Origin of the sequence: Nostoc sp. DedVER02 (assembly GCF_034530675.2) — a bacterium.
Lineage (GTDB): Bacteria > Cyanobacteriota > Cyanobacteriia > Cyanobacteriales > Nostocaceae > Nostoc.
This window is the reverse complement of record NZ_JAVRCP020000063.1, coordinates 1-25604: the sequence shown is the minus strand read 5'-3', so window position 1 is coordinate 25604 and position 25604 is coordinate 1. Positions and strand designations below refer to the sequence as shown.

The following is a 25604-nucleotide window of genomic DNA, read 5'->3' as shown; positions in this document are numbered from 1 at the left end:
AAAAGGGTAAGGGATTTAAACCCTTTCCCCCTTCGCCCTTACCCTTTACCCCGCCAAGTTCCCTTGGCGTACTACTACGTATCTGTCGGCGGGCGTAGCGATCGCAAAACTTTTCGGTCTACTGACATGGCTACGGTATACACACAAGTCTCTTGACCTGTACCTTTGATGCATCGCCCTGCACCTTTGTTGCATTGCCCTGCACCTTTGTTGCATTGCCTTGCAAAAATGAACTTATCTTACGTTACGCAACAACTCTAAAGGACTTGTGTGTACACGGTAGCCCTTATCCCCAGAGGGGGCCCCACCTTCCCCCTTCTCCTTTACTTCGCCAAGTTCCCTTGGCGTACCACTAGCTCGCTTCTGCCGCTTTCTTGATCAGAGTAGCAACGGCATCTGGATGGGAAACCATCACGACATGGGACGCGCCTTTGACAACAACAGTTTCCTTTGAGTTAGCCCGCTTCGCCAGGGAAGCATGCAACGCGGGTGGAATGATCAAGTCACGATCGCCATAAATGAACCAGGATGGGATCGATTTCCATGCAGGTGCAGCACTGGAAGCTTCGTTCAGCGCGGCTTCTGTAACCGGACGCTGAGTGCTAGCCATCAGTTGCGTGTTGTTAGTGGGCACATCCGCAGCAAACGGGGCGCGGAACTTATCCTGTTGAATATAAAGATCTTTGCCGCCATCAGGCAATGTAACTGGCGGCGCGAGGGCTGGTCCAAGCGTGCTGCCTGGATAACGTCCCGAAAGTTCGGCGGTAGTCTCGCCCGCTTCAGGAGCATAGCCAGCAACGTAGACCAGTGCTTTTACGTTTTTGTTACCATTGGCTGCGTTGGTGATTACTGTGCCTCCGTAGGAATGTCCAACCAGCACGATCGAACCTTTGATACCTTTGAGGGCACTAGCAACATAGTCTGCATCATTCTTCACACTCCGTAGGGGATTTGCCACAGCAACAGTTGGATAACCTTTTGCAATCAGTTTGGGCAAGACACCGTTCCAACTGGAAGACTCGGCGAATGCGCCGTGAACGAACACGATCGTGGGCTTATTGGCTTGTGCGTTTGCAGTAGTCATGATGGCTCCGAGAGAGGTCAGTGCAATGGTTCCTAAAAAGAGGATGACAATCAAAAACAGGCGAATGCCTCTCTTGAGGCTGAACGTAGTCATGGTGTGATTTCCTTTGAGTTTGTTGTGTTGGATAGGAATGGATTACAACCGTGATGTGAGAAACTTACTTGATGCGGCATCGTCAAGCAGTCTCCAAGAGCGCGATCATCTTCTGTGCTGCACCTTTAGCAGAAGCGGGGTTCTGCCCGGTGAAAAGATGTCCATCGCCAATGCTGAATGCTTCCCAGGGACCTGTCTTGTGGAAGATTGCACCTTGTTTTGTGAGCGCCGTTTCCAACTCGAAAGGCACATCCTCTTTCGCGTAGTTTTCTTCCTCTTCGTTCGTAAATGAAGTGATATTCTTCCCGTTGAGCAGGAGAGTGCCGTCACTTAGCTTGACGTTTAGTAATGAGGCTGGACCGTGACAAACAGCCCCAACAGGAGCACCCCGCTCGTAGGTTTCTTTCACAACCTGTTTGAGTAGTGGATGATCGGGCATATCCACCATCGGTGCCAAACCGCCAGGCATAAAGATGGCATCGTATTCGCTGACATCTACATCTGAGAGCTTCTTCGCTTTCTGCATCACAGCCCACCCTTTTCCGACCAGGAAAGCCAGGTTGTCAGGGTCGTCAGCAAGATGGAGTGCATCCAGAAACGGCGTATCGCCAGTAAGACTTGCAAAATCAACCTGGTAGTTTGCTCGACTGAATTCAGCAAAAGGATGGGCGACCTCAGGCAGAAAATTTCCTGTCCTGCGGTTGTGTGGACCAATAATGAATGTGTTCGACACGATAATGAGGATCTTCTTCGACATAGTTTCTCCTTAATATGGTTATTTGGTTTGGTTCAGAACAGAGCTTTAAACAAGCTGCTTCACCGCTATCACTTCGCGGCTTTCAAGATGGGGAATGATTGCTTCTGCAACGATGCTTTGATAGTGTTTCGATCGCCTGTGCGCTTCTGCGGCAGCGACATCGGTGTAGTGTTCGCAAAGAATAAGTTCGCTTCGATCGCTTTGGGACTGATAAATCGTGTAGGAAGTGTTGCCTTCCTCCGATCTAGTCTTCTCTGCCAGTTCCGGTAGCAATTTCAGGATGCGAGATGTTTCTGATTCCTTAATTTTCCATTTCACAATCAGGATCTGTTCCATGTGCTTACGACTCCCATGCAAGACAAATGTGTTAATGAGTAGGGGACACGGGGACTGCAATGCCTTTCATTTCTTTGCGTCTTTGCGTCTTGCCCTCACCGCGTCATTCTGACCAACTACCCCAAATGTTGTTTCAGAAATGCCAACGTGCGATCGTGCGCTAGTTCTGCGGCTTCTTTGCGATACGCCGAACTATTGATGCGACTAAACCCGTGTTTTACGCCTTCATAGCGATAGATGGTTATTAAGGGGTTATCTTTTAGTCCTTGCTGGATAGTGGCTTGAGCATCTGGCGAAACATACTCGTCATTTGTACCCATGTGCAATATCAATGGTTTCTGAATATTTGTTGCTTCGGCTAAATTCTTGTCAATATTAACCCCGTAGTAACTGACGTTGGCATCGGCATCGCTACGGGTTGCCATGAAGTATGCCAGTTTGCCACCCAAACAAAAGCCCACACTGCCGACCTTGCCTGTGCTGCTGAGATGTTGCCGTAGAAAAGATAGACTTGCCTTCAGGTCTTCTACGCCATTATCTAAATCAAATGCGGCAAGAAACTCAAAGGCTTTAGCCCAATCTTCCTTACTCTCAGGATCGAGTTCCACACCTGGTTTTAACCGCCAATACAGGTCTGGCACGATTACCAAATAGCCTTCTTTGGCATAATCATCAGCCGTCCGGCGCATATTATCATTGATTCCGAGAACTTCCTGAATCAACACAATCCCTGCACTAGGCTGAGTACTGGGTATTGCTAAATAAGCGCTAAAACTACCACCAGACAGGGCTGGTATGGTTACATTTTGAGTTGTCATCGTTTCGTCTGGGGATGTGGATTGATTGTGTCAATGGTTGTCTGGGCAGCGATCGAGCTTTGCGTTGATTAGGCAGAAATAGGTTGCAGCCGTGATGTGAGAAATTGAGTGATGTAATTTGCGATCGCATTCATGATTTTGTCTCCTTGGTTGTATTTTCACAGGTTTCTTGAGGATATATAGCGGTTCTCACTTGAGTGCAATAATGTGACAATGGTTGTGGCAATGTCTTTAAATGTCTCCCGCTAAATATCTATTTCCATTGCAAAGTGTTTCAAGGGCGTTAGGTCGTTTTCCTTGAGAGGATTTGAGAACTTCCCCTGATATCCAAGTTGGTAATAGCAAGTAGATCGCCCCGTTAATATATGATGTGAAACTTGAGTTCTATATATCTATGGGTGTGAGCGAATCAATGTTATGCAACTAGTAGTACGCCAAGGGAACTTGGCGGGGTAAAGGGTAAAGGCGAAGGGGGAAAGGGTTTAAATCCTTTCCCCTTTTCCCTTTCCCCTTTCCCCTTTCCCCAGCCCTCACTTAGCATTTTTGGGTTGGCAGACTACTAGTACACTGCGGCGTAAGTTTAGGTAGGGTTATGCCGCCAAAAGTTTCCCTTTAAAAGTCCATTGCAAAGGACGAGCTAACTTTTGGTTAAAGTAGTCAATAAAATTCAATATCTGCTGTTTGAGATCCGCTTGAGAAGAAAAACTGCCTCTAGACAAGAGTTTGCGTGTGAGAATACTAAACCAAATTTCAACCTGATTGAGCCAAGAGCAGTGCTTTGGGGTGAAATAAAAAACCACCTTGCTTGTGCTCAGGATTGGCGAGAAACTGGGCGCGGGTACTCATCGACTCAAGGATGCCAGACTTGCCCTTAACACCCAAAGATTACGCTTAACGCCAGTCTTGTTAAAAATTATAAACAAGCCAGTGTTGTAGTATTACACGATTGAGCCATTTCGTGTAATTGGTGGCTATATATATTGATATAACGTTAAGCTTTTTTGGCTTTGAGCCGACAACCGTGTAATTTTGGTTTATTGAGAGTATCTACTCTTGACAAATCTCATTATGACAACGGTAGCACGCAGAAAATATTGATACCCCAATAACGTCATTCCCATAATAAGCGTGATGGATCTCTTCACTTTTCTTAGTCAGACAGACTACACAATAATTGTGAGTTTTTCGGTGAGCGATTGCTACTTGCTTTCTGTACTCTTTAGGATTACCATACCGATCATTCCAGTCTAGTTCACCGAATCGGGAAAACCGAGATTTTCCAGCAGTAGGGTAACGCCTTTTTCGTTTAACTCTGTTCAATAGAACCGAAGGCATGACGGATCACCGCCTCCCCATGTAACGCCTTGGTTCGCTGCAAATCTTCCTCAACCTTCATGGCTTCTTGGGAATATGCCAATTGGTTTTTATACATTTCTGCCAAGGATTGCAACTGTTTGAGCTTATGGCGGGAGAACTTTGTATGTAGCCACTTTTGTGCTTTTAACGTGCCAGCCACTTCTGCTTCATCAAGAACCTGCTTTGCTGTAGTGTAAGCTGGCAATGTGTAGCGATCACTGGCGTTGATTCTGTGATTGGACTGAATTACCTGATGCTGCCGTATGCTGTCTAAGGTGAATGTTGTTATCACCGCCAATTCTCCCAGTGTTTACTGTGCCACCGTTAATCAACCCACTGCCAAACTGGGCATTGCGTAAGTCACTACTGGAGACTTGCTTTGGGTCTTCTGAATCGGGCATGGGTTGGTTTGGGCAGGTTTAAGCGTCATTGTTGTTATGAACATTACTACCTATTTCATCTGTATTAACTATCTCGGCATTCAACTCATCAACTGTCTATTTTATTCTTACTCATCTAAACGCTGTGCGATCGCCTTTGATAATTCGTCAAAATCTGACTCACTGTGAATATCTGGAGTTAGCGTATTCATGTCTTTGAGCAGGTTGGTGAGTTCAGCAATGGTATGACGAATTTGGGTGTATAAATCTATTTCTTCTCTCAAGCCCTGTAAATTAGCAGCAGAAACACCTTTCATCGCTTCGTCTAATTCTCTAATTTGCTCTTCCCAATATTTAATATATTTAATTCTTTCAATCGGTTTATAAATTTGGATATCTGGTAACATAATTGGAAAAATTCGGTCATAAAAAGCACCATTCTTAGCAATTTGCACTAATTCAAACATACAGTTTGGCGATTTTAAATACTTATCACTAATTACAGCAATGACACATTTCCCGCGTCCAATCTTTTCCATGAAAGCTTTGATTAGTCCTTTGTAACCCAAGTCTCGTTTATCTCGAATGATGACAATACCTTTGGATTGTAAAACTTCATCTAAGTGATTGACATAGGTTTCACTATCTCCGCCCCAAGCATAGGAGATGAAGATTTCTTTCTCATTTTTGAGTTTTTCTCTCTCTTGTTCTAGCTGCTTCTGTAACTGTTCTTGTTTATCTACCTGCTTGTTGTGAGGAGAATCAGTAGCTTGCAACTGTTGTTCAATTGCATCCAACTTGTCAACAAGTTCCTTCAGTGTGCGTTCCTCTGACTGAAGCTGTTGTTCATATTGAAACTTGCGAGATACATCGGTTTCAATAACTAACGCTGTTCGTAGATTTGCAACTTTCTGGCTTTGAAGGGTGTAAGCTTTTTCGAGTGAGTCTTTTTCTTGTTGCGATCGCTCTCTTTGATTTTGTGATTGGACTGAATTACCTGATGCCACAGTCTGCTGCCCAAAGTGAATGTTGTAGATATCGCCGCCAATTTGCCTGGCATTTACTGTGCCAGCGTTAATCAACCCGCCGCCAAACTGGGAATTGCGTAAGTCGTTGTTGACTTGCTTTGGGTCTTGTGAGTCGGGCATGGGTTAATTTGGGCAGGTTTAAGCATCTGTGTTATGTATGTTACCACCTATTTGGTCTGCATCAACAGTGTTGGCATCTACTATGCCACTTGCAAACTGCGGATTCTGTATATTGTAGTTAGAAACTTTCCTCGGATTTTCTGCCAGTGCTTTTTGAACTGATCCCTGTTGTTCTACTATGTCAAACAGACGGTTAATTTGTGATTCTTGTCTGGCAATCAGTAAATCTTTATCTTCAAGTCTTGCTTGGTACTGTACTTCTAATGCTTTAGCCGCAAATTCATACCCCTGCATGAACTGATTGTGGATTTTTGCTTTATCTGCATCAGGAGCAACAGTCACTCGAACTACAAGAATGCCATCGCCTTTCTTCTCTATGCTTTGGACATCCAATTGTGCGCCTTGGTTTTCAACTTCTAACTTTTTGAATGAGTAGGCGAAAGCATCCCAGTCAATACGGTTGCGGAAAATAAAGTTAATCGTTTCTAAAGTTTTTTGGAATAAGTTGGTAAACTCTCCCAAAGAAAAGTTTCCGCTATAGGGGCAGCGTTCTTGTTTATCAATACTCAAGTAAATATACTGACAATCAATATTATCTAGTTTTGTAGCTTTGTTAATATGCCAATCTTCCAAACACGCGCCTGTAAGTTTAACTCCCGTTAAATTTGTTCCTAATGCTTGAGTCCTACTCAAACATGCTCCACGCAGATCAGCATTACTAAGGTCTGCATCACTTAAGTCTGCGTTGGTTAGGTCAGATCTAATAAGTTTATGCCTGCTAAGATTGGCTCCAGAGAGAAAAGCTCGTCTAAGTATAGCTCCAGCTAAAGTAGCGTAACTAAGGTTTGCTTCACCAAGCTTAGTATCTCTAAGGTCAGCTCTAACAAGGTTAGAATTTTTAAAGTTAGCATCTTTAACGTTAGCGATAAAAAGGTTAGCATTAAACAGGTTAGTGTCACTAAAATCGGTTTTAACAAGGATAGCTTTAGAAAGGTCAATTTTACTGAAGTTATACTTGCTAAAGTTAGCTTCGCTAAGGTCAGGAATTACATTTGAATTTTTCTTCCTCCACTCATTCCAAACCTCTACCCCTTTGGTCAGTATTGCCAAATGCTCCTCATTCGCCATCACCAGTTACTCCCCTGCTTCCTCTGTAGCAACTGAACTACTCAACATCCTGCCACCCTTCTAAAGTTGCCAAAAGTATATTTACAAGAGGATGATCAACTAATTCCTTCAATGCTTCTGTTCCACCAGCTTTCAATGCACCAATTACCCGCGCTTTCAAAGTGGGATTACTATCGATTTGTTTGAGTGCTTCTGTCACCGCTATCTGTTTTTCTAGTGGAGTGTTAGTAGGGTAACTCTGCCCTAACTGATTGAGAAGCTGCTGAATTTCTGCTGCGGCTTGGGCGAGGTTTTGCTTTTGTTCTGAGTTGTAGTTGGTAATGTTGCCGCCGATTTGATTTGCGGTTACTGTGTCTGCGTTGACTAGACCACCAGCGAATTGAGCGCCTTGTAAGTTGAAGTGAGATTCTTTTTTAGGACTTTGTGACATAGTATCTCCTTGATTACTGTAAGTTTGAGCGTAAAATTTAGGGCTTTGCAGTGCCGTAACCACCATAGTCTCTAAGCTACGAATTCTGCTGTCTTTTTCTGAGATGAGTGCTTGTAATTCCTGTTGTGCTAATGTTTTAAGTTGATTATAAATTTCAAAATATTCTGCACTCAGTTCCGATTTATCAGTCATAGCTGCGGTTTTGGCACGAAGCAAAAATTTATCTTCGCCTCGTACTTCCATTCCTACGATTCGTAAGTTAGCTTCTGGATGATTCTCAGCTAACTGCTTGAAGGAAATTGCGATCGCGCGAGGATCAACACCTTGATTATGGTACAGGTCGAGCGTATCGAAAATAGGCTTGATGAAATCTCCAAACTCTCCCGGAGCAAATACTTCCTTGTGGTTATCTGGTTTGCGTAGTGGGTCAGGGTTCTCTTTTGTCGGCAAGCGCATATAAACATATTCACATTCCACACTATCAAACTTGGTATCATGAGTAATGCCCCAATCTTCAATAAATGCACCCGTAAGAGTCGCGCCTGTAAAGTCGGTTGCGTCTAATTGGGTTTGTATGAGCTTAACTCGGGATAAATCTGCATTTTGGAAATTGGCTTGGCTTAAATCTGCACCAGTGAAATTGGCATCGGCTAAGTTAACTCTTTCTAAATTCACTCCTCGCAGGTCTTGACGAGTAAAGTTCTTGTATTGCCCCTCTCTATCTATCAACCATTGCTGTAGTTGTATATTGCTTAAATAAGTTGTTCCCGGACGTATACAATCAAGTTTTTTCGCTTGATACCAACAGGTATGAGTAAGAATCGCATTTCTAAAATCACTGCTTTTAAGTACCGCTTGTGTAAAATTAGCCTTGGTTAAGTCAGCACCCTGAAAATTTGTGCCTTCTCTGGTGGCAAAAGCAATAGTAATCTTCCAGATCCAGCGAAAACGTTTATCTCCATTTAAAGCCAATTGACCAACATAAGAACCCAAAGCTGCCCCAACCAGTCCTCCAACGACCCCTCCAAACCATGCTCCACCTCTAACCAATTTTCTTAGTAGTCCATCTCCAATTAATGTCGTAGAGAATGCTTCATTACCTGTTACAGATGAATTCAGAGCCACTGCCAAAACGAAAAGCATGGACATCACCCCAGACACAACAATAGCCCCAATCTTAGCCTCTGGTTCATCTACTGCTGCTGCTGGTGCGCCGACAGCTACCACAGCTAAAACAATGGCGACGGCTGCGACTAATTGTACATTTACAGCTATAGGCCCACAAGTAACATTTAAAACTGTACGCACAAAGCAAATAAAGAAGAATGAAGCTACAAAAACAACAAATATACGCGGTTTAAAAGATAGGAAAAAATATGTGGCAAAAGTAATAGCAATACCTGCTGTGAACCCTGATAGCCCTGCTATAAGTAACAATAATAGTAAGAAAACAAATATTCCGTAGCTTTTAAGTCCAGCTTTCGCTTTCTGAAAATTAGCTCCTGTTAAATTAGCCTCAGTAAAATCGCAAGAGCGAATATCTGCACTACTAAAGTTTGCTCCAGCCAAGTCTTGACCTTTGAAAGAACGACCTCTGAGATTTTGACAAGAGAAGTCTTGAGGCATAGCTGGACTGGTAAAAGCGAGGGTTTATGCTTAATACAACTTGAGTATCGGCTTTTACGGACTGTAGCGCAATATTCCGCTTATGGTGAGTAAGTAACGGTGGCGCAAGAGTATGAGGTAATCAAACAAGACTACTGGGGGGAATTGACCACCCAAGAGACTGATTTAATTACCGCACTCCAGAAAGCATCCTCTCAACCAGACACCATTGGTATCGGCTCTATAGTTGCCCACGCCGATCCATATCGTACTTTGTATCTCGAAAGAAGAGAAGTTGTAGAGAATCTGGGAGAAGAAGTAGTGGTGGCTTGGGATTATTGGAAAGAGCAATCGAAAAGGTCAAATATGCGACCTGTAAGAAGGGAAAACTGAATGGAGCTTTATTGCAAATTACTTCATCAGATAGAAGTAAAAACATAGCAAAGCAGATTTAAATTGCATTAATCTCAAACCCCAAGATAGTAAATTAATGAAAAACTTTAACTTGTTACAAAGTTTTGTATCAAGCAGTTTTGTTTTATTTTGTATATATGTCTCATAACCGAGCAAAAGCTGATATCAAAGGCGAGGACAACCCAATAGGTAAATTTTTAACAGCGTTTCAGCGCAAAATGTTGCAAAAAAGTTTGCAAAACGATTTATCTGAGTCTTATCGCCAGCGCATTGAAATTATGTTGCTAGCAGACCAGGGTAAATCTCAAACCGAAATATGTCAAACCTTGGGGTGTTGTCCAGCAACAGCACGGCATTGGATGCACGTAGTACGTAGTGGGATGGCGCACCAATGGCAGGAGTCTGCAATTGGTCGTCCTAAAGTAGCCAATGAGGAATATTTGGAGCGTTTAAAAGAACTGGTAACCCGTAGTCCTCGTGATTATGGATATCCATTTGGGCGCTGGACAGCGCAATGGTTAAGCAAGCACTTAGATAAAGAGTTAGGGATTTCAGTCAGCGATCGCAACATTAGCCTTTTGCTGAAAAAGATGGGGCTTTCGACTCGAGGAACCGAGAGCGTAGAGAAAGTAATGTCCAAAGAAACCACCCGCATCACAATTGGCGACCTGCAATCTTCCTCTGAGCCTAATCTCTCATGTTCTCTCAACATCAACACCAGTAACTATAGCGATTTAGAAGTATAATGACACTACTGTTAAGCTCCCAAAACGTTGGCAATTATTTATTTAGGCAGGGTCTTTGTACCACCGAACAAGAAACCCAGCTTCACATTGAGTTAGTAGCTGCCAAGAATTTTAACTTGAGAGTGAGTTTACCAGATGGTTCTAAACTCCTTGTCAAGCAAGAGCGGCAGTATCAGGATGGGAAAACATTTGGTGAGTTTTTGGGAGAATGGCGAGTTCAAGAGTTCTTAAACCAATTTCCAGAACTGGATCGCCTTCGCCCATTGCTGCCGATAGTGCTCAATTTTGACCCAGAGAATTCGATTATTGTCTTCAGGTATCTGGATGACTATCAAGATTTGACTGATTTCTACGCTCAGGAAAAGAACTTCCCAAGCCAGATCGCCTCTGCAATTGGCACTGTTTTAGCTACTATCCATCGTGCCACCCTCAATCGTCAGAACTATCAGGAATTTCTCGATCAAAATCAAAAGGATGTCCTCACTGGTCATGTGCCTAACTTGATTCGGGGGCTGGAACGGATTGGACCGGAAATTTTTGGAGGAGTGCCTGTAGATGCGCTAAAATTCTTTTCGCTCTATCAGCGGTACGACAGTTTAGGGCTGGCTATAAAAGAACTGGGCAGCGCTTTCGCTCCCTGTTGCCTGACGCACCATGACTTGAAGTTGAACAATATTCTTTTGCACACCAATTGGGAACAATCGAGTGACAGCATTGTGCGCTTCATTGACTGGGAGCGCTGCAATTGGGGAGACCCAGCTTTTGATTTGGGAACACTTATCGCCAGCTATCTGGAAATTTGGTTAAATAGCTTGGTCATCAGCAATGCACTCAGTATTGAAGAATCTCTGCGCCTAGCGGCGACTCCCCTTGAGGTACTTCAGCCTTCGATCGCTGTTCTGACCCTAGCTTATTTCGACACCTTCCCAGAAATCTTACAACAGCGCCCTGATTTCTTGCGGCGTGTGGTGCAATTTGCCGGTCTTGTATTGATTCAACAGATTTTGGCGATGATTCAGTTTCAGAAAACCTTCGGCAATATCGCAATAATCATGCTTCAGGTAGCTAAGACATTGTTATGCCGTCCAGAACAATCCATGTCAACGACTTTTGGCACTGCTGCTGCTGAATCTGGACGTTTGAGCTGTACTGCTGCTTAAGATATTTAGTCGCAAAACCATGACACAATTACTAGATTCTCTAATTCAACAGCCAGATGTAGCAACTAAGCGAGTGCTGGATGCTCTGCAAGAAATTGCAAGCAAGGTTCAGATCGAGTCTAACTTCAGCATTCGCCATCCAGATTACAAACCCTTTGAACTGCCAGCAGAGGCGATCGTCCGCTTTGGGCAAATCCCTGTAGAGATTCAGCGCAAATATGTGAGCCTGCAACTGCGCTCTTTTCTCTACGGCATCTATTACAACGGTGGTATGCGAACTACCCACGCAAAACTAACAGATTCCAATCCTCTGCCACTAGACCTAGAGAACAATACTTTTTTGGGAGTAGACTTGGGTTTTTACAATCGCTTGCACGAAAGTAATAGCGGCACTGGGTACTTTGACTCTTGTTGGGATGTTCTCTGGGAAGAAAGTGACGGCAGCGTAGCCGTGACTAAGAATGGTCTTCGGTTGCATATTGAGCGCGATCGCCATCTGCAATCAGCACAAGCTACTGTTGTGGTGGGTGAAGAGGTGGCTATCCGTATGCCGAAAAATCTGCTCCAAAGCGGTTTTTATGTGGCGGTGGGCAATGCAGGGCCAATTCGTCTCAATTTAGAGGGTCATCAGCAGACTGTGCGAATCTACTTCAATTTGACTTCCGAAGGTGCAGTTGCGGTTATGAGTGATCTCACGCAGCATCTGAACGAAATGGCTATTCCTTTCAACTTCAAGGTTTTGTACAACCCAGCTGATTACAACCGCTACGATTCAGGAGTTTTGTACTTTGACAAGAGCGATTATGAAGCGATCGCCTCTGTGATTGAGACAGTTTACCAATTGCGATCGCATTTTCGGCCAGAAGTTCCCCTATTCACCAAGCTGCTTGCACCAGGGTTGGGGTTAGCAGAAGAACCAGACCATAAGTTTACTGAACGAGAAAGCTTTGGGATGAATCGGTGTCAGATTGTCGCTAATGGATTGCTGGAAGCTTGCGATAAAGGGGATGACTCACCAGAGGGGAGGTTGACCTCTATTTTTGAGCAATTCTCCCGACTGGGAATTGACTGGCAGCGTGCTTACCTCAATGCCAACTCTAAAGACATCTATGCACCAATCAAGCTATGTGATTAGATACTTCCAAATCTCTAAAATAGGTCGTTTGTAGGGGCACGATATATCGTGCCCCTACTTTTTTAGTTCAGTGAGGATTATTAAGAGAAATAATTGCTTTAGTTATTTCTCTTACTATCAGTAGATACATTTATGACTAATTTAATTTTTTCTCTTACTTTCGGTTCAGATATTTATTAAATGCATCTAACTGGGAAAATATTTTTCACAAATAATCCTCGTTATCAGGAATATCTAACCAGGTAGCTTATGGCTTAATCAAGCTACTACTAACTGGAATTTCAACAATAAATATAGATATTATGTCCGAAAAGTCAGTCAAAAATGCTTGAACTTTATCAAGAAGCTTTTTAGTATGTAATTAAGCAATCAAACGGATGCGTTTGTCTTAATACTAAAAAACATTGATTTCCAGGAGAACACAAATGGCTGATATTACTGTTAAAGATTTAAAACCCGCAGGAACTGAATTGTTTTTCAACGATCCGGAAAGTTTTATTACTGAAATCGGTTCTGAGGATATTGCTAATATCCAAGGTGGCAGCATCGTTTGTGTGGGTGGCAGCGTAGCTTGCAGTGTAATTATTATTGGCAATACTTGCAGCCGAACCTAAAGATTGAGCAATCAAACAGAAGCGTTTGTCTTAATACTAAAAAACATTGATTTCCAGGAGAACACAAATGGCTGATATTACTGTTAAAGATTTAAAACCCGCAGGAACTGAATTGTTTTTTAACGATCCGGAAAGTTTCATTACTGAAATCGGTTCTGAGGATATTGCTAATATCCAAGGTGGTAGCATCGTTTGTGTAGGTGGCAGCGTACTTTGCAGTGTGATCGTTATTGGCAACACTTGCAGCCGAACCTAAAGATTGAGCAATCAAACAAAAGCGTTTGTCTTAATACTAAAAAACATTGATTTCCAGGAGAACACAAATGGCTGATATTACTGTTAAAGATTTAAAACCCGCAGGAACTGAATTGTTTTTCAACGATCCGGAAAGTTTCATTACTGAAATCGGTTCTGAGGATATTGCTAATATTCAAGGTGGTAGCATCGTTTGTGTAGGTGGCAGCGTAGCTTGCAGTGTAATCATTATTGGCAACACTTGCAGCCGAACCTAAAGATTGTATCTAATGCTCACTTGCTTGTTAATCGCAATAGAGCTTTTATCTAAAGTGGGAGTAAGATTTATAATTTTTATCTTTACTCTCACTTTTCGCTTAGACTCGATCTAAAGAGTATACACTCATGAAAACCATACTAAACTATAAAAATATCTATCAGTACTTTCTTAATAATTGTATTTGCCCAGAAGAAATAAAAACAATTTCACTAGAATATATAAAGCTAGATAATTTTTACAGGCAAGAGAAAGCTTTTCCCTCTGACATTGCTGCCCAATTGGGGACTACTTTAGCAAGGCTGCATCGTGATAGCCTGAATCATCATGAATTATACGAATTCATTGCTAAAACATATCCTGAGAAATTAGGCTATCAAAATCCTAATTATTCTGCTCAACTCTTAAACAAAATTGAGCCAGAAGATTTCAGTCATTTTACTCATGAGAGCATTATTTTTTTCAAAAATTATCATCGCCATGAAAGTTTTACATCAGCAGTAGCGGAGCTTACTCTCAATCAGCATCACTGCTGCCTGACATATAATACACTCAAGTTAAATAACATTTTAATATCCAGGGATTGGGAGAAACTAATTTATAAAACAGAACAGTCAAATCAAGGCATTATTAAGTTGATTAACTGGGAAAACTGGAGTTGGGGCGATCCAGCGTTTGATCTGGGAACGGTGATTTCTAACTATTTACTAATATGGCTTAACAGTTTAATTGTGCATCCGGTTATTGAACTGCAAAAATCTCTGCAAATGGCAACAATACCTTTAGAGGTACTTCACCCCTCAATTGTAGCTCTTACCCAGGCGTATCTCAGTAGTTTTCCCATTCTAGATTACTATCCTAACTTTATGGCGCGAGTTATTCAGTTTGTCGGTCTTGGATTGCTGTATGAAATTGTAGAAATAAGTCAGTGGCAAAAAAACTTTAATGATAGGGGTCTTTGCATACTTCAAGTTGCTAAGAGCTTATTGTGTCGTCCAGAACAATCATTTAACGCTGTATTTGGGATGGCAGAATCAGAAATAACTAATTTAACTAATTTAGAGCCATCCTCTATTAAATAGTTTCAAGAGTAACTTTTATGCAACTACTACAGTCCCTTGAAGACATTGCTACTCAGGTTCAAATTAAATCTGACTTTTGTGTTAGTCATCCTAATTACAAAGTAGAGCATTCAGCCGATGTAGTAGCCCAGTTGCAACAATTACCTCAAGAAACTCAGGCTAAGATCCTGAGTTCAATGCTGCGAGAATTTATATATGACATTTACTACAACGGTTCATTTGTGGGAGAAGCAAGTGAAGCAGTGATGGCTAATTTCTCTGTCTTAGGCGATAAAATTGTTGCAGGAATAGATTGGGAATTTTGCGAACGACTAGCTAAAAATAATAAAGGGAAAGGTTTCTTTGAGTCGGGATATCGCGTGTTAAAACAAGAACAAGATGGTAGTCTTTTAGTAGAAAAGCAAGGCATGGGTACAAGGATACATATCCAGCCAAACCGCCATCTCCAATTAGTAGATCGAGAAGCAGCTGTAGGGGACTTGGTTGTAGTAACCATGCCCCATAATTTATTTCAACTTCGATGCTATGTGGCAGTTGGAGATGTAATTGGTAATAGCAAAAAAGAATACTCTAAAGTTATAATATTCTTCAACTTCAGCCCTGAAGGTGCAGTTGCTGTTATGGAAAGTTTAACGTCGCAACTGAACAAATTTAAAGTACCTTTCGGCTTCTATGTTTTAGATAACCCTTTGCATTTTGGACGCTATGATTCAGGAATTCTCCGAGTTCCTGTAGATAGCTACGAATTAGTTCGGTCAGTTTTACAGACTGCTTACGCAGAAAACAAATCGCACTTTCAGCCGCAGGTTCCCTTGTTTACTAAGGTACTTGCACCGGGGCTGGCTTTAGCAGAAATGCCTAAATCTAAAGAAGATTTTGGTAGCATCCGTTGCCAACTGATTGCCAATGGCTTAATGGAAGCGAGGCTCAAGGGTGATGAATCAAAAGAAGCTAGGATGACACATATATTTCAACAGTTTGAGCTTCAAGGAATAGACTTAAAATATCCCTACCTCGATCCTAACTCTGAAGATATTTACACACCATTCGACTCCTTATAATATAAATTTGCTAACTATATGAATATATTGAATAAATTCCAAACAGGAATTGTTTTAAAACATAGCACATCTTTATCATTCATATCTGAGGAACAAAAAACCATACTGAGCAATGGTCTGCGACATTTCATATTATCGAATATACCTGAACAGGTAGTGCAAGCTTTGAAGCAAATGGTCGCAGGAACACAACTTGACAAATTAGCCACTTTACTGCCGGGGGATAGGTTGGAGAAACTTATTTCACTTCTGGATTCAAAGGGTGTAGTACGACCTTTGTATGAAAATGACTTTAAGGAGACGCGGTTTGAGAAGCAGGTAGAGTTTTTCTCAGATTTCGTTGAAGACCCCAATACTGCACAAGAGAGGCTTTTAAAACAGTTAGTATGTATCATCGGTTGCGGTGGAACCGGAAATATCGCAGTTCAACATTTAGTAGCTGCTGGCGTTAAAAACTTTATATTGATTGACGACGATCTTGTGAACATAACAAACTTTAATCGCCAGTTTTGTTTTAGCCAAGCTGACCTCAATACACCGAAGGTTGAAGCACTGCGTAACTACATTTTAGCGAGAGACTCAGAGATAAAAATTCATACTCGTAAACTAAAAATTAATTCTGTAGAAAGTTTATACCAAGCTTTAGAGGGCTTAAAAAAGCCGGATTTCATTGTATGTTGTGCTGATACCCCACCAATTACTATTCAGTCATTGGTCGTACAGTATTGCCTACAGGAAAATGTAGCGTGTACGTTCTCAGGAGTGAGAGTTTATGATGGCTTAGTAGGCCCACTCTTGACTGAGAAGAGCCACATGGAAAAATTTATTCAGCATAATCAACAGATAGAAAAGCAGCAATATGAAAATTCTCCAACAGTCATATCTTCGTCGATTTCATACCTCAATACAATGATCGCAACCTTAATGATAGCGGATGCGATCGATCTGCTTGCTGGTATTAAAAAGCCGCTCTCTCTGAACACGACCTTACAATACAATGCTGACCAGGCGAAGATGGTCACGGTTTCTGAGTGGTAGGAGTTGATTTACCAGGTCTGTGACAAAAACAATTCGGACTACTACTACATCGTTACTTAATTTATGAGCGAAAAACTTAGTCTTGGCGTTCTCGATTTCTGCGATTCAATCACTACGACAATTAGACTTGCTCCCCGGATTGAAGCTTTTGGATATTCCCGCTATTGGCTAGCAGAGCATCATGGTGATGGTCTTGCCAGCCCAGAACTGTTAATTCCTATTCTTGCGGGACTAACTAAGAGGATTCGCGTGGGAATGGCTGGAGTTCTTCTTTCCTTCTATAGTCCCTTAAAGGTAGCCGATAATTTTAAGTTGCTCGAATTATTATTTCCCCAGCGCATTGACTTAGGAATTGGTCGTGGTGGCGCAGATGCATTGACAACTCAAGCTCTTCTCGACGGCAGAACTAGGGAACTGGATCTCGACCTTTACAAAGAGAAAATAGAGTATCTGATAGATTACTTGCAGGGAAATTCACAGGTGCGGACAACACCTGCTATCTCGAACTACCCGGAGGTTTGGGTTCTCGGTACCGGGTTCAATAGTATGCACGTAGCTGCACACAAAGGTCTTGCCTACAGCCATTCGCTCTTTCATCGAGGATGTCTTGATGACCCCAGTATCCTCAAAGAATACCGAGAAACTTTCCAACCCTACGGTGAGAAAGTCCTAACCCCGCGATGTAACATAGCTGTGGCAGGCATTTGCGCGGACACTGAAGCTCGGGCATACGAATTACAACAACAGCACGCCAACAATTTTGTTATGCTCAATATAGTAGGTACTGCCAATCAGTGTAAAGAGAAGTTGCTGGCGTTGCAAGAGCGTTATGAGGTTAACGAAATCATCTTTTTTGATGTCTGCCGAGAATTTAATGACCGCTTACGTTCTTACGAATTGCTTGCTGCTGAACTTAAATTAACAAGTGTGTCTGCCCAAACCAAAGAGTTGGCAGTACACGCTTCTAACAACTCCTATGGAAGTGCCACTTGAGTGCGATCGCAATTAAGCTGCGTCACGATTTCTAATTCCGCAATTTGTTGCTTTAACCAAACTCCAAACAAATCTGCCAAAATCTGAACACGCAGCTGCTCGTTTAATTTGGCTTCAATAATTTCCTCAACCAAAATTATATGCACTCCTTTTGGCGTAATTATCGGCTTGAGGATCTGTGGTGGAGTGGCGGCAAACACCGCTGCTGCAATCTCCGGTCGGAAATCTTGGCGGCGTTGTATCCCGCGATATCCCCCGGCGCGGCGGATTTCTGGTTCTTCAATGTATTGGCGGGCGACTTCTTGAAAACTAATTTCGTCTTCTTTTAAGGCACAAAACAGTTCCAGAGCCAAGTCTTCATCATCCAAAATTACTTCATAAGTGACCGCTCCGGCATAATCGAGTTGGTGTTTATAAAAGAACGGTTCAACTTGCTCTGCAAATAGATGTGTCGCTAATTTGTTAGAGAGCTGGTTTGTGTATGCCAATGCTTCAAACTCATCTAGGGAAAGATGATGTTTTTCCAGCCATGCCCAGGTATCTTCAGCTTTGAGGAGTTTATTGGTTAACCGCAAGTTATCTGCTGCCTGCTGAAGTTCTTCTAGTTCGAGTTGAATGCCTACTTTCTCGGCAGTATCGGTAATAATTTTGCGACAGGCGATCGCTTCTACTAAACCAGGAAATTGAGCGGAAATTTTGATTTGATAAAGGATGTCTTCGTTGGATACATTGATCGATTTTGACATATTGCAATTCCTCCCATAATCAATGGATTTTGTTATTTGTTCAGTGCCCTTTATTTTGTAATTAACTAAGGACTAATCTACAGACGTTGCATACAACGTCTCTACTAAAGCTCTAAACCGCCTTTTTGCAACTTCTTAAACGGATCTAAGATTAAGTCACTCACACGACGCTGCCGAATAATCACCTCAGCAGTCGCTGTCTGACCTGGCGTTATTAGGATACGTTTGTTGCCATTTTGGATATACGGCTGCTGTAGGGCAATATCCAAGTCAAAAGTTTCTATCTTGCCAGAGTTAGTTTCTTTAACTTTCGAGTCTGGTGAAATATGACTGACGCGCCCAAGCATTACTCCATAATCTTGGAAGGGATAGGCATCAAACTTGATTTTGACCCTCGCTCCCACCTTCAAAAAGCCACTCTGTTGGCTAGGCATCTCAGCTTTTAGTACAAAAGGAGATTCCTTGGGGGAAATTTGAGCAATCATCTGACCGGGTTGTACTACAGACCCTGGCTTGTCGATGGGCAACGCAAAAATTGTGCCATCAATAGGCGATCGCACTACTCGTTGCTCTAACTGAAAATTTAAGGATGCGATCTGGCTTTTGATTTGAGCAATCTCTGATTGCAGCGCTGCGATTTGTGATTGCAGGTCTTTTAGCTGTTCGGCCGTTTTCAGCACAGCCAGTTCGCCTGTATGAATCAGGCTATCTTGGTTACGTTGCTGCTCTTGCAAGCGGAGTTGCGCTTGCTGAATATCCGCCTCTGCTTGATTAATAGCCCTCTGATAACTGTTTTGTTGCTCTTGCAAGCCCGACTTAGCCTGAGCTATCTCCGACTTTGCTTGTACTAGGTTTTGGTAGTTTTCTTTGACCGACTGTTCCACTTCTAAAAACCGATCTTGTGCAATTGCACCTTGTTGATAAACTTTTTGATATCGTGGTATTTTTTCCTTGGCACCCTGGAAACGAACTTGTGCTAACTCGTGGGCTGCCTTGCTTGAATCAACCGCTTGCCGTGCCTGATTGACTTTAGCGAGTTTTTCTTCTTTTTGTAAGTTGTAGGCACTCTTGAGAGTATCAAGGTTCTGTTGCGCCTGCTGCACTTGCGCCAGTTTTTCTGATTGTTGCGCTTGGTTTTGTTGCTGCTGGGTACGGATAGTCAGCTGCAATTGATTTTTGAGCAGTTGGAGTTGTGCCTGCTGATTTAATTGCCCAGAAAGCTTTGCCTGCGCTTGCTGCAAATCCGTTCGCAGTAAATTAGATTCCAGTTCGAGCAGAGTTTGCCCTGCTTTAACGGTTTCGCCTTCTCTTACTCTCACACTGATGACGTTTCCTGACGCTGGAGAGTCTATTCTTTGCGTTGCGCCTAATGGTTCAATACGTCCTCTGGCGCTGCCTGTTTCATCCACCTGAGAGAGCATCGCCCAAGGTAAGGCGATCGCACTAAAGCCTACGATCAAATACAGCATTGAACGCGTCCAACGCCGAGGTAAGGCATCCAGTAGTTCCTCGGTGCCGTAAAACCAATCGCTGGTTTGAGTTTGTGCTGGCGATCGCTCTTTAACCTCATTAGAATCTTCAACCGAGTCAGGCGCATTGACTAGGGATGATGAATTACGAGATGGGTTTGGCATAGTTTTTTAGGAGTGAGGAGTTGTAGAGACGCGATTAATCGCGTCTGTTAGGAATTAGAAGTAAGAAGTTGAAAAACTGAGAGTTCATAACTCATAACTCATAACTTTTACTAAGTTTGAGCCAACTGTTGCTGGTTGAGGTAGTAGTAATGACCTTTTTTGGCGATTAATTGCTTGTGAGTACCGCTTTCGACCAATACGCCGCCGCGATCTAAAACCAGGATCAAGTCTGCATTACGCACGGTGGAAAGGCGATGGGCGATTATTAAGGTTGTCCGCCCTTTGAGAATGGTGTTGAGGTTGTTTTGAATGATCCGTTCGGATTCAGCGTCGAGGTGACTGGTTGCTTCATCAAAAATTAATAAGCGGGGATTCCCAAGCAAAGCACGGGCGATCGCTAACCTCTGGCGTTGTCCCCCAGATAACATCCCGCCACCTTCACCGATTTGGGTTTCATAACCCATTGGCAATTGCTTAATAAATTCGTCTGCTCCTGCCAAACGCGCTGCCTCAATAATCTCTTCTAGAGACGCTTCTGGATGAGCGATGCTTAAGTTTTCCCGAATCGTACCGCCAAACAAAAAGGTATCTTGATCCACAACACCAATTTGAGAACGGAGCGATCGCAACTGAATGCTAGTCACATCTTGACCGTCAATCAACACATTGCCATCTGTCGGCGGATATAAACCCAAAATCAACTTGGAAAGGGTAGTTTTCCCAGAACCGCTACGTCCCACCACCGCTACAGTTTGCTCTGGCAGTACCTCAAAACTGAGATTTTCCAGCACGTTAATATCGCTTTCTGGGTGATAGCGGAAAGTGACATTATCAAAGCGAATTCTCCCTTGAAGTCTGGGTAAGTACTGGCGGGATTGATGTTGTAAGTCTTCTTCTGGCTCTGCCTCTAGGACATCATTAATCCGCTCACTAGAAACAATCACTTCCTGCACTTGATTCCACAGCACTGCCAGCCGTTGGAAAGGATGAATGATGTTGCCCAACAACATATTGAAAGCAACTAATTGTCCAATGGTGAGTTGGTTTTGAATCACCAGCCATGCCCCAAACCACAGCAATGCTGTAGTGGCAACCGATTCGATAGAGGAACTGAAAATTTGCAGGCGGTTAGCAATCACCTGCCCACCAAAGCTTTTTTTAATCAAACGATGGAGCTTTTCTTCCCAATGCCAGCGCACTGTCTGCTCAACTGCCATTGAGCGGACAGAGCGAATCCCTGTGAGGGCTTCAATCAGATAACTGTTCTCGTTGGCTGCGGCACTAAAAATCTCTCTGGCGATGCGACGCAAGAAAGGCGTTGTCATCAGCGCCAGTAGAAAAAATAGCGGTACAATCACCAGCACCAGCAATGCCATTTGCCAGCTGTACCACAACATCAATCCCACGTAGATAAACACTGTCAGCAAATCGAGAATGATTGACAATGCTTCTCCGGTGAGGAAGCGCTGAATTTTCTGATTTTCTTGGACGCGAGAAACAATATCGCCAACGTAACGCGACTCAAAAAACGCCAGTGGCAGCCGGAAGGTATGTTTAATAAAACCTACCATCAGCGCTACTCCGATGCGATTCGCAGTGTGATCCAGCATATATTGCCGCAGTCCGTTCGTGGCGACGCGGAACAAACCAAAAATTAGCAACCCTAACCCGACGGCGTTTAAAGAGAGGGTGCTGCCTTGGACAATCACTCGATCCAACAGCAGTTGGGTGAATAGTGGTGTCACCAGTCCAAACACCTGAATAAACACAGAGGCGATGAACACTTCTAGCAGCACTACCCAGTGGGGTTTGACCAACTCAAAAAACTGCCAGAATGGTTGAGTTGCTTCCTGGCTTTCTTTGAGTAGGGCTGTGGGTTGCAATAACAATGCATACCCAGTCCAACCTGCATTGAATTCTCTATTTGTGAGGGTGAGTTGACCAAGCGCTGGATCGCCTACAATGACATGCTTTTTGGTAATTTCATAGACGACAATGTAATGTCTGCCTTCCCAGTGAGCGATCGCAGGCAGGGGTTGTTGTGCCAATTTGTCAAGGCTGGCTTTTACTGGACGAGTAGAAAAACCGATGGTTTCTGCGGCAGCAGCTAGACCTTTTAGTGATGCTCCGCCCCGACTCGTGTTAGTTAAATCCCGCAGGCGATTTACCGACAAGTGCTTGCCCCAATAGCGACTTATCATCACAAGAGTTGCTGCACCACAGTCAGAGGAGCTTTGTTGTGCAAAGAACGGATAGCGCTTGGCGATCCTTCCCCACCAATGCCCCACCGTCACCTTGGGACTGGGAAAGTAGGCTCCTCGTTTCTTTTGCTTTTGTTTTGGCTCTGAAACTGGCTGCGGAAATGGAATAACATTACTCTCATTCTTCAATCCTTCTGGGAAAGATGTGCTATGAGGCATCTGTTCGTCATCCGAGGCGGTAATTGAGTCAGAGTCAACCAATGCCAACTCGGGCCAGTGCTGGAGTGCTGTTTGCCAATCAGCATTGCTGAGACTGTACAGAATTGTTGGTTGCACTGCCTGCCAAATACCTTTTCCAACAGCGCAGATATTCGCAGGTGTCAAGGACTGACCGGATGAATGTTGCAGTTCTCCCCGGCGCAGCAGCCACAGTTTGCAATCTTTGGATAATGTTGCACTCACAGTACCAGTATCCAGATTGTGCCGCGAGAAATAAGATAAGGCTCGGAGCATTTCCTCAACAGAAGTGTTGCGAGGAAGTTGATTCTCGCGGCAACACAACAGCAGCAAATCCCAAAGTTCTGCTTTGCGGTATAGGCGATCGCGAATACTGGCATATTTGCCCATCAAAGGTTGCAAAGCTTCATCCTTGAGATAACAAAGCTTTAAGTTTGTAGAAGCTCTAGCGGTGTAAGGTTGAAAGACATCTTCTGCAAACAGAGTCATTTCGCCAAATGATGCCCCGCTTGTTAGGGTGGTGATTAAGTTATTAGAGCCATCCATTAGTCTGACTTTACCCGCAAGGATGATATATATACCACCATTTGCGGTTTCTGCTTGCCAAAACTGCTTTGCTACTGGTGGCTCGACGATTTCTATCGCTTTGACACAGTTTGCCAGTTCATTTGATGAAAGCGAATCACCCAAGGTAGTAGTAATTTGTTGACCTACCTGTTCCTGGGAAAAGACTGTTGGCATTCCCTCACCTCCAACACACAATTATTTCTTGGTCTAAATCAAATTGAATGACTAATGGTAACTAGCCTCATTGGATTGCAAGTCGCAGATCGTAATGCGAGTATTCTTGGTATGGTTTGTTGCTCCTTTAGCAAAAGAGCGTTTTTGTTTTGTGGAAAGCCCCATTTGTTTCAGCAATCGATTGATGTGGCGATCGCTAATTTCAATGCCAAATTCAGTGGCTAGATGTTTGCTCAACCATTGGGCTGTCCAACACCCAAATGCATAACCATACTCACCAGGGCTATGGCTGACTAATTCCTTCAACCGTTCGATATATTGGTCGTTTACAGTTTTAGGTCTGCCTATCCCTCGCTCCTGCCATGTATGCGCCAGACCTGCTTGTGCTACAGCACTCCAGTAGCGTGCCATCTCCTGAGAACAACCTAACATTTGACAGATTTGGGTTTGAGATTTGCCCTGATCTGCCAACAACATAATTTGCAGCCTCCGACGATATTCTGGTAGCAAATTCAAATGTAAATTCTTCAGCAAAACCTTCCGTTGAAAGGGTGTTAAGAACTTACTCTTACTAAAGTCATAGCTTTCAAAAGCTTGTTTTTGACTGGAAGGATATGTCATCATCATTACCTATTGCTTTCAACTGTAAAATATGCGCGAGTCTATTCGCAGCAACTGTTACTGAAATCCCAAATCATAAGGTTTCATATCTATCGAGTTAATTAGCAAAAGATAGTCTAATTAATTAGTTACGTCATAAGCAACTAACTCTGGGAGTTTCCCTAGTGATTTGGCAGTATCAGGGAGTTCTCCCTGGGTATCCTGAGATTTTAATTTCCTATCCAAGCCGCGTTAATGAACATTTGTTAGATCAAAAAATCGCTGGCTATGAAATGTTGATAAAAACTGGAAAACTCATAGAAACCTTTTGATGGCTTTGAACTATGGAATTTGGTAAACGAGTTAATAGTTTAACCTTCATAATATTTACTTAGGTTAAGTTTGATTCCCAAGAAAATTTGAGCCATTTTGTATGGCTGGAAAACTAGAAATAGCTAAATATAGCCCCTTTCTAATCTAGATATTGCTGTAAATCACTAGTTCTCTAAACAAGATTCCAATGAAAAATTAGAATTTCCTCCATTTCCTCTATTTGTATCCTAGACTACTTTTTTCTCTGATGATATTTTGATACAAATTGTCAAAATTTTTCTTTTTTAAATTGATTTTTAACAAAACTTTATATTATTAATAATAAGTTAAGGTTAACTTATTATTAATAATAAATAATGCATCTATCAAAAGAAGTAATTATATTAATAAATCTATATTGGTGTAGGGTTTAAGGCTCTATAAACTTGTCATAAAAATGAATTTGGCAGAAAAAAACGGTTTTTTAGTACCTAGCATGCCAAAATTTTAGCGAAAATCCAATATAAAGCTGAAGTTATCATATTAATTTAAAACTATAATAGTTTCCATACTTGACTTAGAGAGTAAAGTTACTGTTAACTATACTAATGAGTGGCCGAGTGACGATGTTAGGAATTTCTCGTTGGGCAGGCGTTGGTGGTAGTTATCGGACGATGTTGAGGTTCTTTCATACAGTAATTCCTTGGGCGACGTTGTTTTGGCTATTTTTCCGCAAGCATTTGTTCCGTGCGAATGAGGTGTATTTGCTTGCAGGAGATGAAGTTGTAGTTAGTAAATCGGGTAAACTAACTTATGGGTTAGATAAGATTCTTTTCTAGGCTAGCAAGCAAACCAATTAATGGTCTATCCTTCTTTGCTTTATCATTAGTTAGTGTTGAAGGAAAGCAATCATTTCCGATTGCGATAGAACAGATAATTAAGAGTGATAATCAAACAAATAGTACGTCCCCAGTCAAAAAAGCAAAATCCCAAGAAAAACGGGGGCGAGGACGACCGAAAGACAGCAAGAACAAAAATCAAGAAGAAGTGATATTAACATCTGAATTAGTAATAATTCAGACGGACGTATTCATGCCGTTTCTACAGGCTTTAAAGCCTCGTAAATTGGCAACGGTATTGAGCTAGTAGTACGCCAAGGGAACTTGGCGGGGAAAAGGGTAAGGGCGAAGGGGGAAAGGGTTTAAATCCCTTACCCTTTTCCCTTTCCCCAAGCCCTCACTTAG

General features: G+C 42.7%; 24 protein-coding genes and 1 pseudogene. 12 read left to right on the top strand and 13 right to left on the bottom strand.

Annotation, left to right across the window (positions count from 1 at the left end):
- Positions 1 to 352 precede the first annotated feature (352 nt).
- The 9 genes from RMZ41_RS30990 to RMZ41_RS30950 form a co-directional block, all read right to left on the bottom strand.
- Positions 353 to 1177, bottom strand: a complete 825-nt coding sequence (locus tag RMZ41_RS30990; protein WP_322640380.1) for an alpha/beta hydrolase — start codon at positions 1175 to 1177, stop codon at positions 353 to 355.
- Between the two features lie 82 nt (positions 1178 to 1259).
- The gene (locus RMZ41_RS30985) at positions 1260 to 1934 is read right to left on the bottom strand and encodes a type 1 glutamine amidotransferase domain-containing protein (protein WP_322640379.1); all 675 of its coding nucleotides are present in this window, start codon (positions 1932 to 1934) and stop codon (positions 1260 to 1262) included.
- A 45-nt stretch (positions 1935 to 1979) separates the two neighbouring features.
- Positions 1980 to 2270: a putative quinol monooxygenase gene (locus RMZ41_RS30980; protein ID WP_322640378.1), complete on the bottom strand. Its 291-nt coding sequence runs from the start codon at positions 2268 to 2270 to the stop codon at positions 1980 to 1982.
- 116 nt (positions 2271 to 2386) lie between these two features.
- Positions 2387 to 3088, bottom strand: a complete 702-nt coding sequence (locus RMZ41_RS30975) for a dienelactone hydrolase family protein (RefSeq protein ID WP_322640377.1) — start codon at positions 3086 to 3088, stop codon at positions 2387 to 2389.
- A gap of 590 nt (positions 3089 to 3678) precedes the next feature.
- Positions 3679 to 3888, bottom strand: coding sequence for a transposase (locus RMZ41_RS30970; RefSeq protein WP_409876270.1), 210 nt, complete (start codon positions 3886 to 3888; stop codon positions 3679 to 3681).
- 506 nt (positions 3889 to 4394) lie between these two features.
- Positions 4395 to 4736 (bottom strand): hypothetical protein, encoded by a 342-nt coding sequence (locus RMZ41_RS30965; RefSeq protein ID WP_322640376.1) that lies wholly within the window; start codon positions 4734 to 4736, stop codon positions 4395 to 4397.
- A gap of 216 nt (positions 4737 to 4952) precedes the next feature.
- Entirely contained in the window at positions 4953 to 5972 is a 1020-nt protein-coding gene (locus RMZ41_RS30960; protein ID WP_322640375.1) for a toll/interleukin-1 receptor domain-containing protein, read from the bottom strand.
- Between the two features lie 18 nt (positions 5973 to 5990).
- Positions 5991 to 7100: a pentapeptide repeat-containing protein gene (locus tag RMZ41_RS30955; protein WP_409876268.1), complete on the bottom strand. Its 1110-nt coding sequence runs from the start codon at positions 7098 to 7100 to the stop codon at positions 5991 to 5993.
- Between the two features lie 37 nt (positions 7101 to 7137).
- Positions 7138 to 9156: a pentapeptide repeat-containing protein gene (locus RMZ41_RS30950; protein WP_322640373.1), complete on the bottom strand. Its 2019-nt coding sequence runs from the start codon at positions 9154 to 9156 to the stop codon at positions 7138 to 7140.
- A gap of 99 nt (positions 9157 to 9255) precedes the next feature.
- On the opposite strand from RMZ41_RS30950, the gene RMZ41_RS30945 reads away from it, so the two are divergent.
- From RMZ41_RS30945 to RMZ41_RS30895, 11 genes are all read left to right on the top strand, one after another.
- A complete protein-coding gene (locus tag RMZ41_RS30945) occupies positions 9256 to 9528 on the top strand; it encodes a hypothetical protein (protein ID WP_322640372.1) in 273 nt (90 codons plus the stop codon).
- Between the two features lie 158 nt (positions 9529 to 9686).
- Positions 9687 to 10295, top strand: coding sequence for a helix-turn-helix domain-containing protein (locus tag RMZ41_RS30940; protein ID WP_322640371.1), 609 nt, complete (start codon positions 9687 to 9689; stop codon positions 10293 to 10295).
- On the top strand, positions 10295 to 11455 hold the full coding sequence (locus RMZ41_RS30935; RefSeq protein WP_322640370.1) for a phosphotransferase: 1161 nt from the start codon (positions 10295 to 10297) through the stop codon (positions 11453 to 11455). Before RMZ41_RS30940 ends, RMZ41_RS30935 begins: the two co-directional genes overlap by 1 nt.
- Positions 11456 to 11474: 19 nt before the next feature.
- Complete coding sequence (locus RMZ41_RS30930; RefSeq protein ID WP_322640369.1) at positions 11475 to 12590, top strand: T3SS effector HopA1 family protein; 1116 nt, start codon at positions 11475 to 11477, stop codon at positions 12588 to 12590.
- Positions 12591 to 13015: 425 nt separating this feature from the next.
- Positions 13016 to 13204 carry a hypothetical protein gene (locus tag RMZ41_RS30925; protein WP_322640368.1) on the top strand — a complete coding sequence of 63 codons (189 nt, stop codon included), beginning with the start codon at positions 13016 to 13018 and terminating at the stop codon, positions 13202 to 13204.
- Positions 13205 to 13271: 67 nt separating this feature from the next.
- The gene (locus RMZ41_RS30920) at positions 13272 to 13460 is read left to right on the top strand and encodes a hypothetical protein (protein WP_322734484.1); all 189 of its coding nucleotides are present in this window, start codon (positions 13272 to 13274) and stop codon (positions 13458 to 13460) included.
- 67 nt (positions 13461 to 13527) lie between these two features.
- Entirely contained in the window at positions 13528 to 13716 is a 189-nt protein-coding gene (locus RMZ41_RS30915; RefSeq protein ID WP_322640368.1) for a hypothetical protein, read from the top strand.
- A gap of 127 nt (positions 13717 to 13843) precedes the next feature.
- Positions 13844 to 14797 carry an aminoglycoside phosphotransferase family protein gene (locus RMZ41_RS30910; protein ID WP_322640367.1) on the top strand — a complete coding sequence of 318 codons (954 nt, stop codon included), beginning with the start codon at positions 13844 to 13846 and terminating at the stop codon, positions 14795 to 14797.
- 17 nt (positions 14798 to 14814) lie between these two features.
- On the top strand, positions 14815 to 15858 hold the full coding sequence (locus tag RMZ41_RS30905) for a T3SS effector HopA1 family protein (protein ID WP_322640366.1): 1044 nt from the start codon (positions 14815 to 14817) through the stop codon (positions 15856 to 15858).
- An 18-nt stretch (positions 15859 to 15876) separates the two neighbouring features.
- Positions 15877 to 16896: a ThiF family adenylyltransferase gene (locus tag RMZ41_RS30900; RefSeq protein WP_322640365.1), complete on the top strand. Its 1020-nt coding sequence runs from the start codon at positions 15877 to 15879 to the stop codon at positions 16894 to 16896.
- 63 nt (positions 16897 to 16959) lie between these two features.
- Entirely contained in the window at positions 16960 to 17889 is a 930-nt protein-coding gene (locus RMZ41_RS30895; protein WP_322640364.1) for an MsnO8 family LLM class oxidoreductase, read from the top strand.
- Here RMZ41_RS30895 and RMZ41_RS30890 read toward each other — a convergent pair.
- The 4 genes from RMZ41_RS30890 to RMZ41_RS30875 form a co-directional block, all read right to left on the bottom strand.
- Positions 17871 to 18635 carry a peptidylprolyl isomerase gene (locus RMZ41_RS30890; protein ID WP_322640363.1) on the bottom strand — a complete coding sequence of 255 codons (765 nt, stop codon included), beginning with the start codon at positions 18633 to 18635 and terminating at the stop codon, positions 17871 to 17873. The two genes, RMZ41_RS30895 and RMZ41_RS30890, sit on opposite strands and share 19 nt — an antisense overlap.
- A gap of 104 nt (positions 18636 to 18739) precedes the next feature.
- Positions 18740 to 20269, bottom strand: a complete 1530-nt coding sequence (locus RMZ41_RS30885; RefSeq protein ID WP_322640362.1) for an HlyD family efflux transporter periplasmic adaptor subunit — start codon at positions 20267 to 20269, stop codon at positions 18740 to 18742.
- Between the two features lie 110 nt (positions 20270 to 20379).
- Positions 20380 to 23448: a peptidase domain-containing ABC transporter gene (locus RMZ41_RS30880; RefSeq protein WP_322640361.1), complete on the bottom strand. Its 3069-nt coding sequence runs from the start codon at positions 23446 to 23448 to the stop codon at positions 20380 to 20382.
- 51 nt (positions 23449 to 23499) lie between these two features.
- A complete protein-coding gene (locus tag RMZ41_RS30875) occupies positions 23500 to 24069 on the bottom strand; it encodes a helix-turn-helix domain-containing protein (protein WP_322640416.1) in 570 nt (189 codons plus the stop codon).
- An 896-nt stretch (positions 24070 to 24965) separates the two neighbouring features.
- Here RMZ41_RS30875 and RMZ41_RS30870 point away from each other — a divergent pair.
- Positions 24966 to 25440 (top strand): annotated as a pseudogene (locus tag RMZ41_RS30870) (transposase); the annotation flags it as partial.
- Positions 25441 to 25604: the final 164 nt, after the last annotated feature.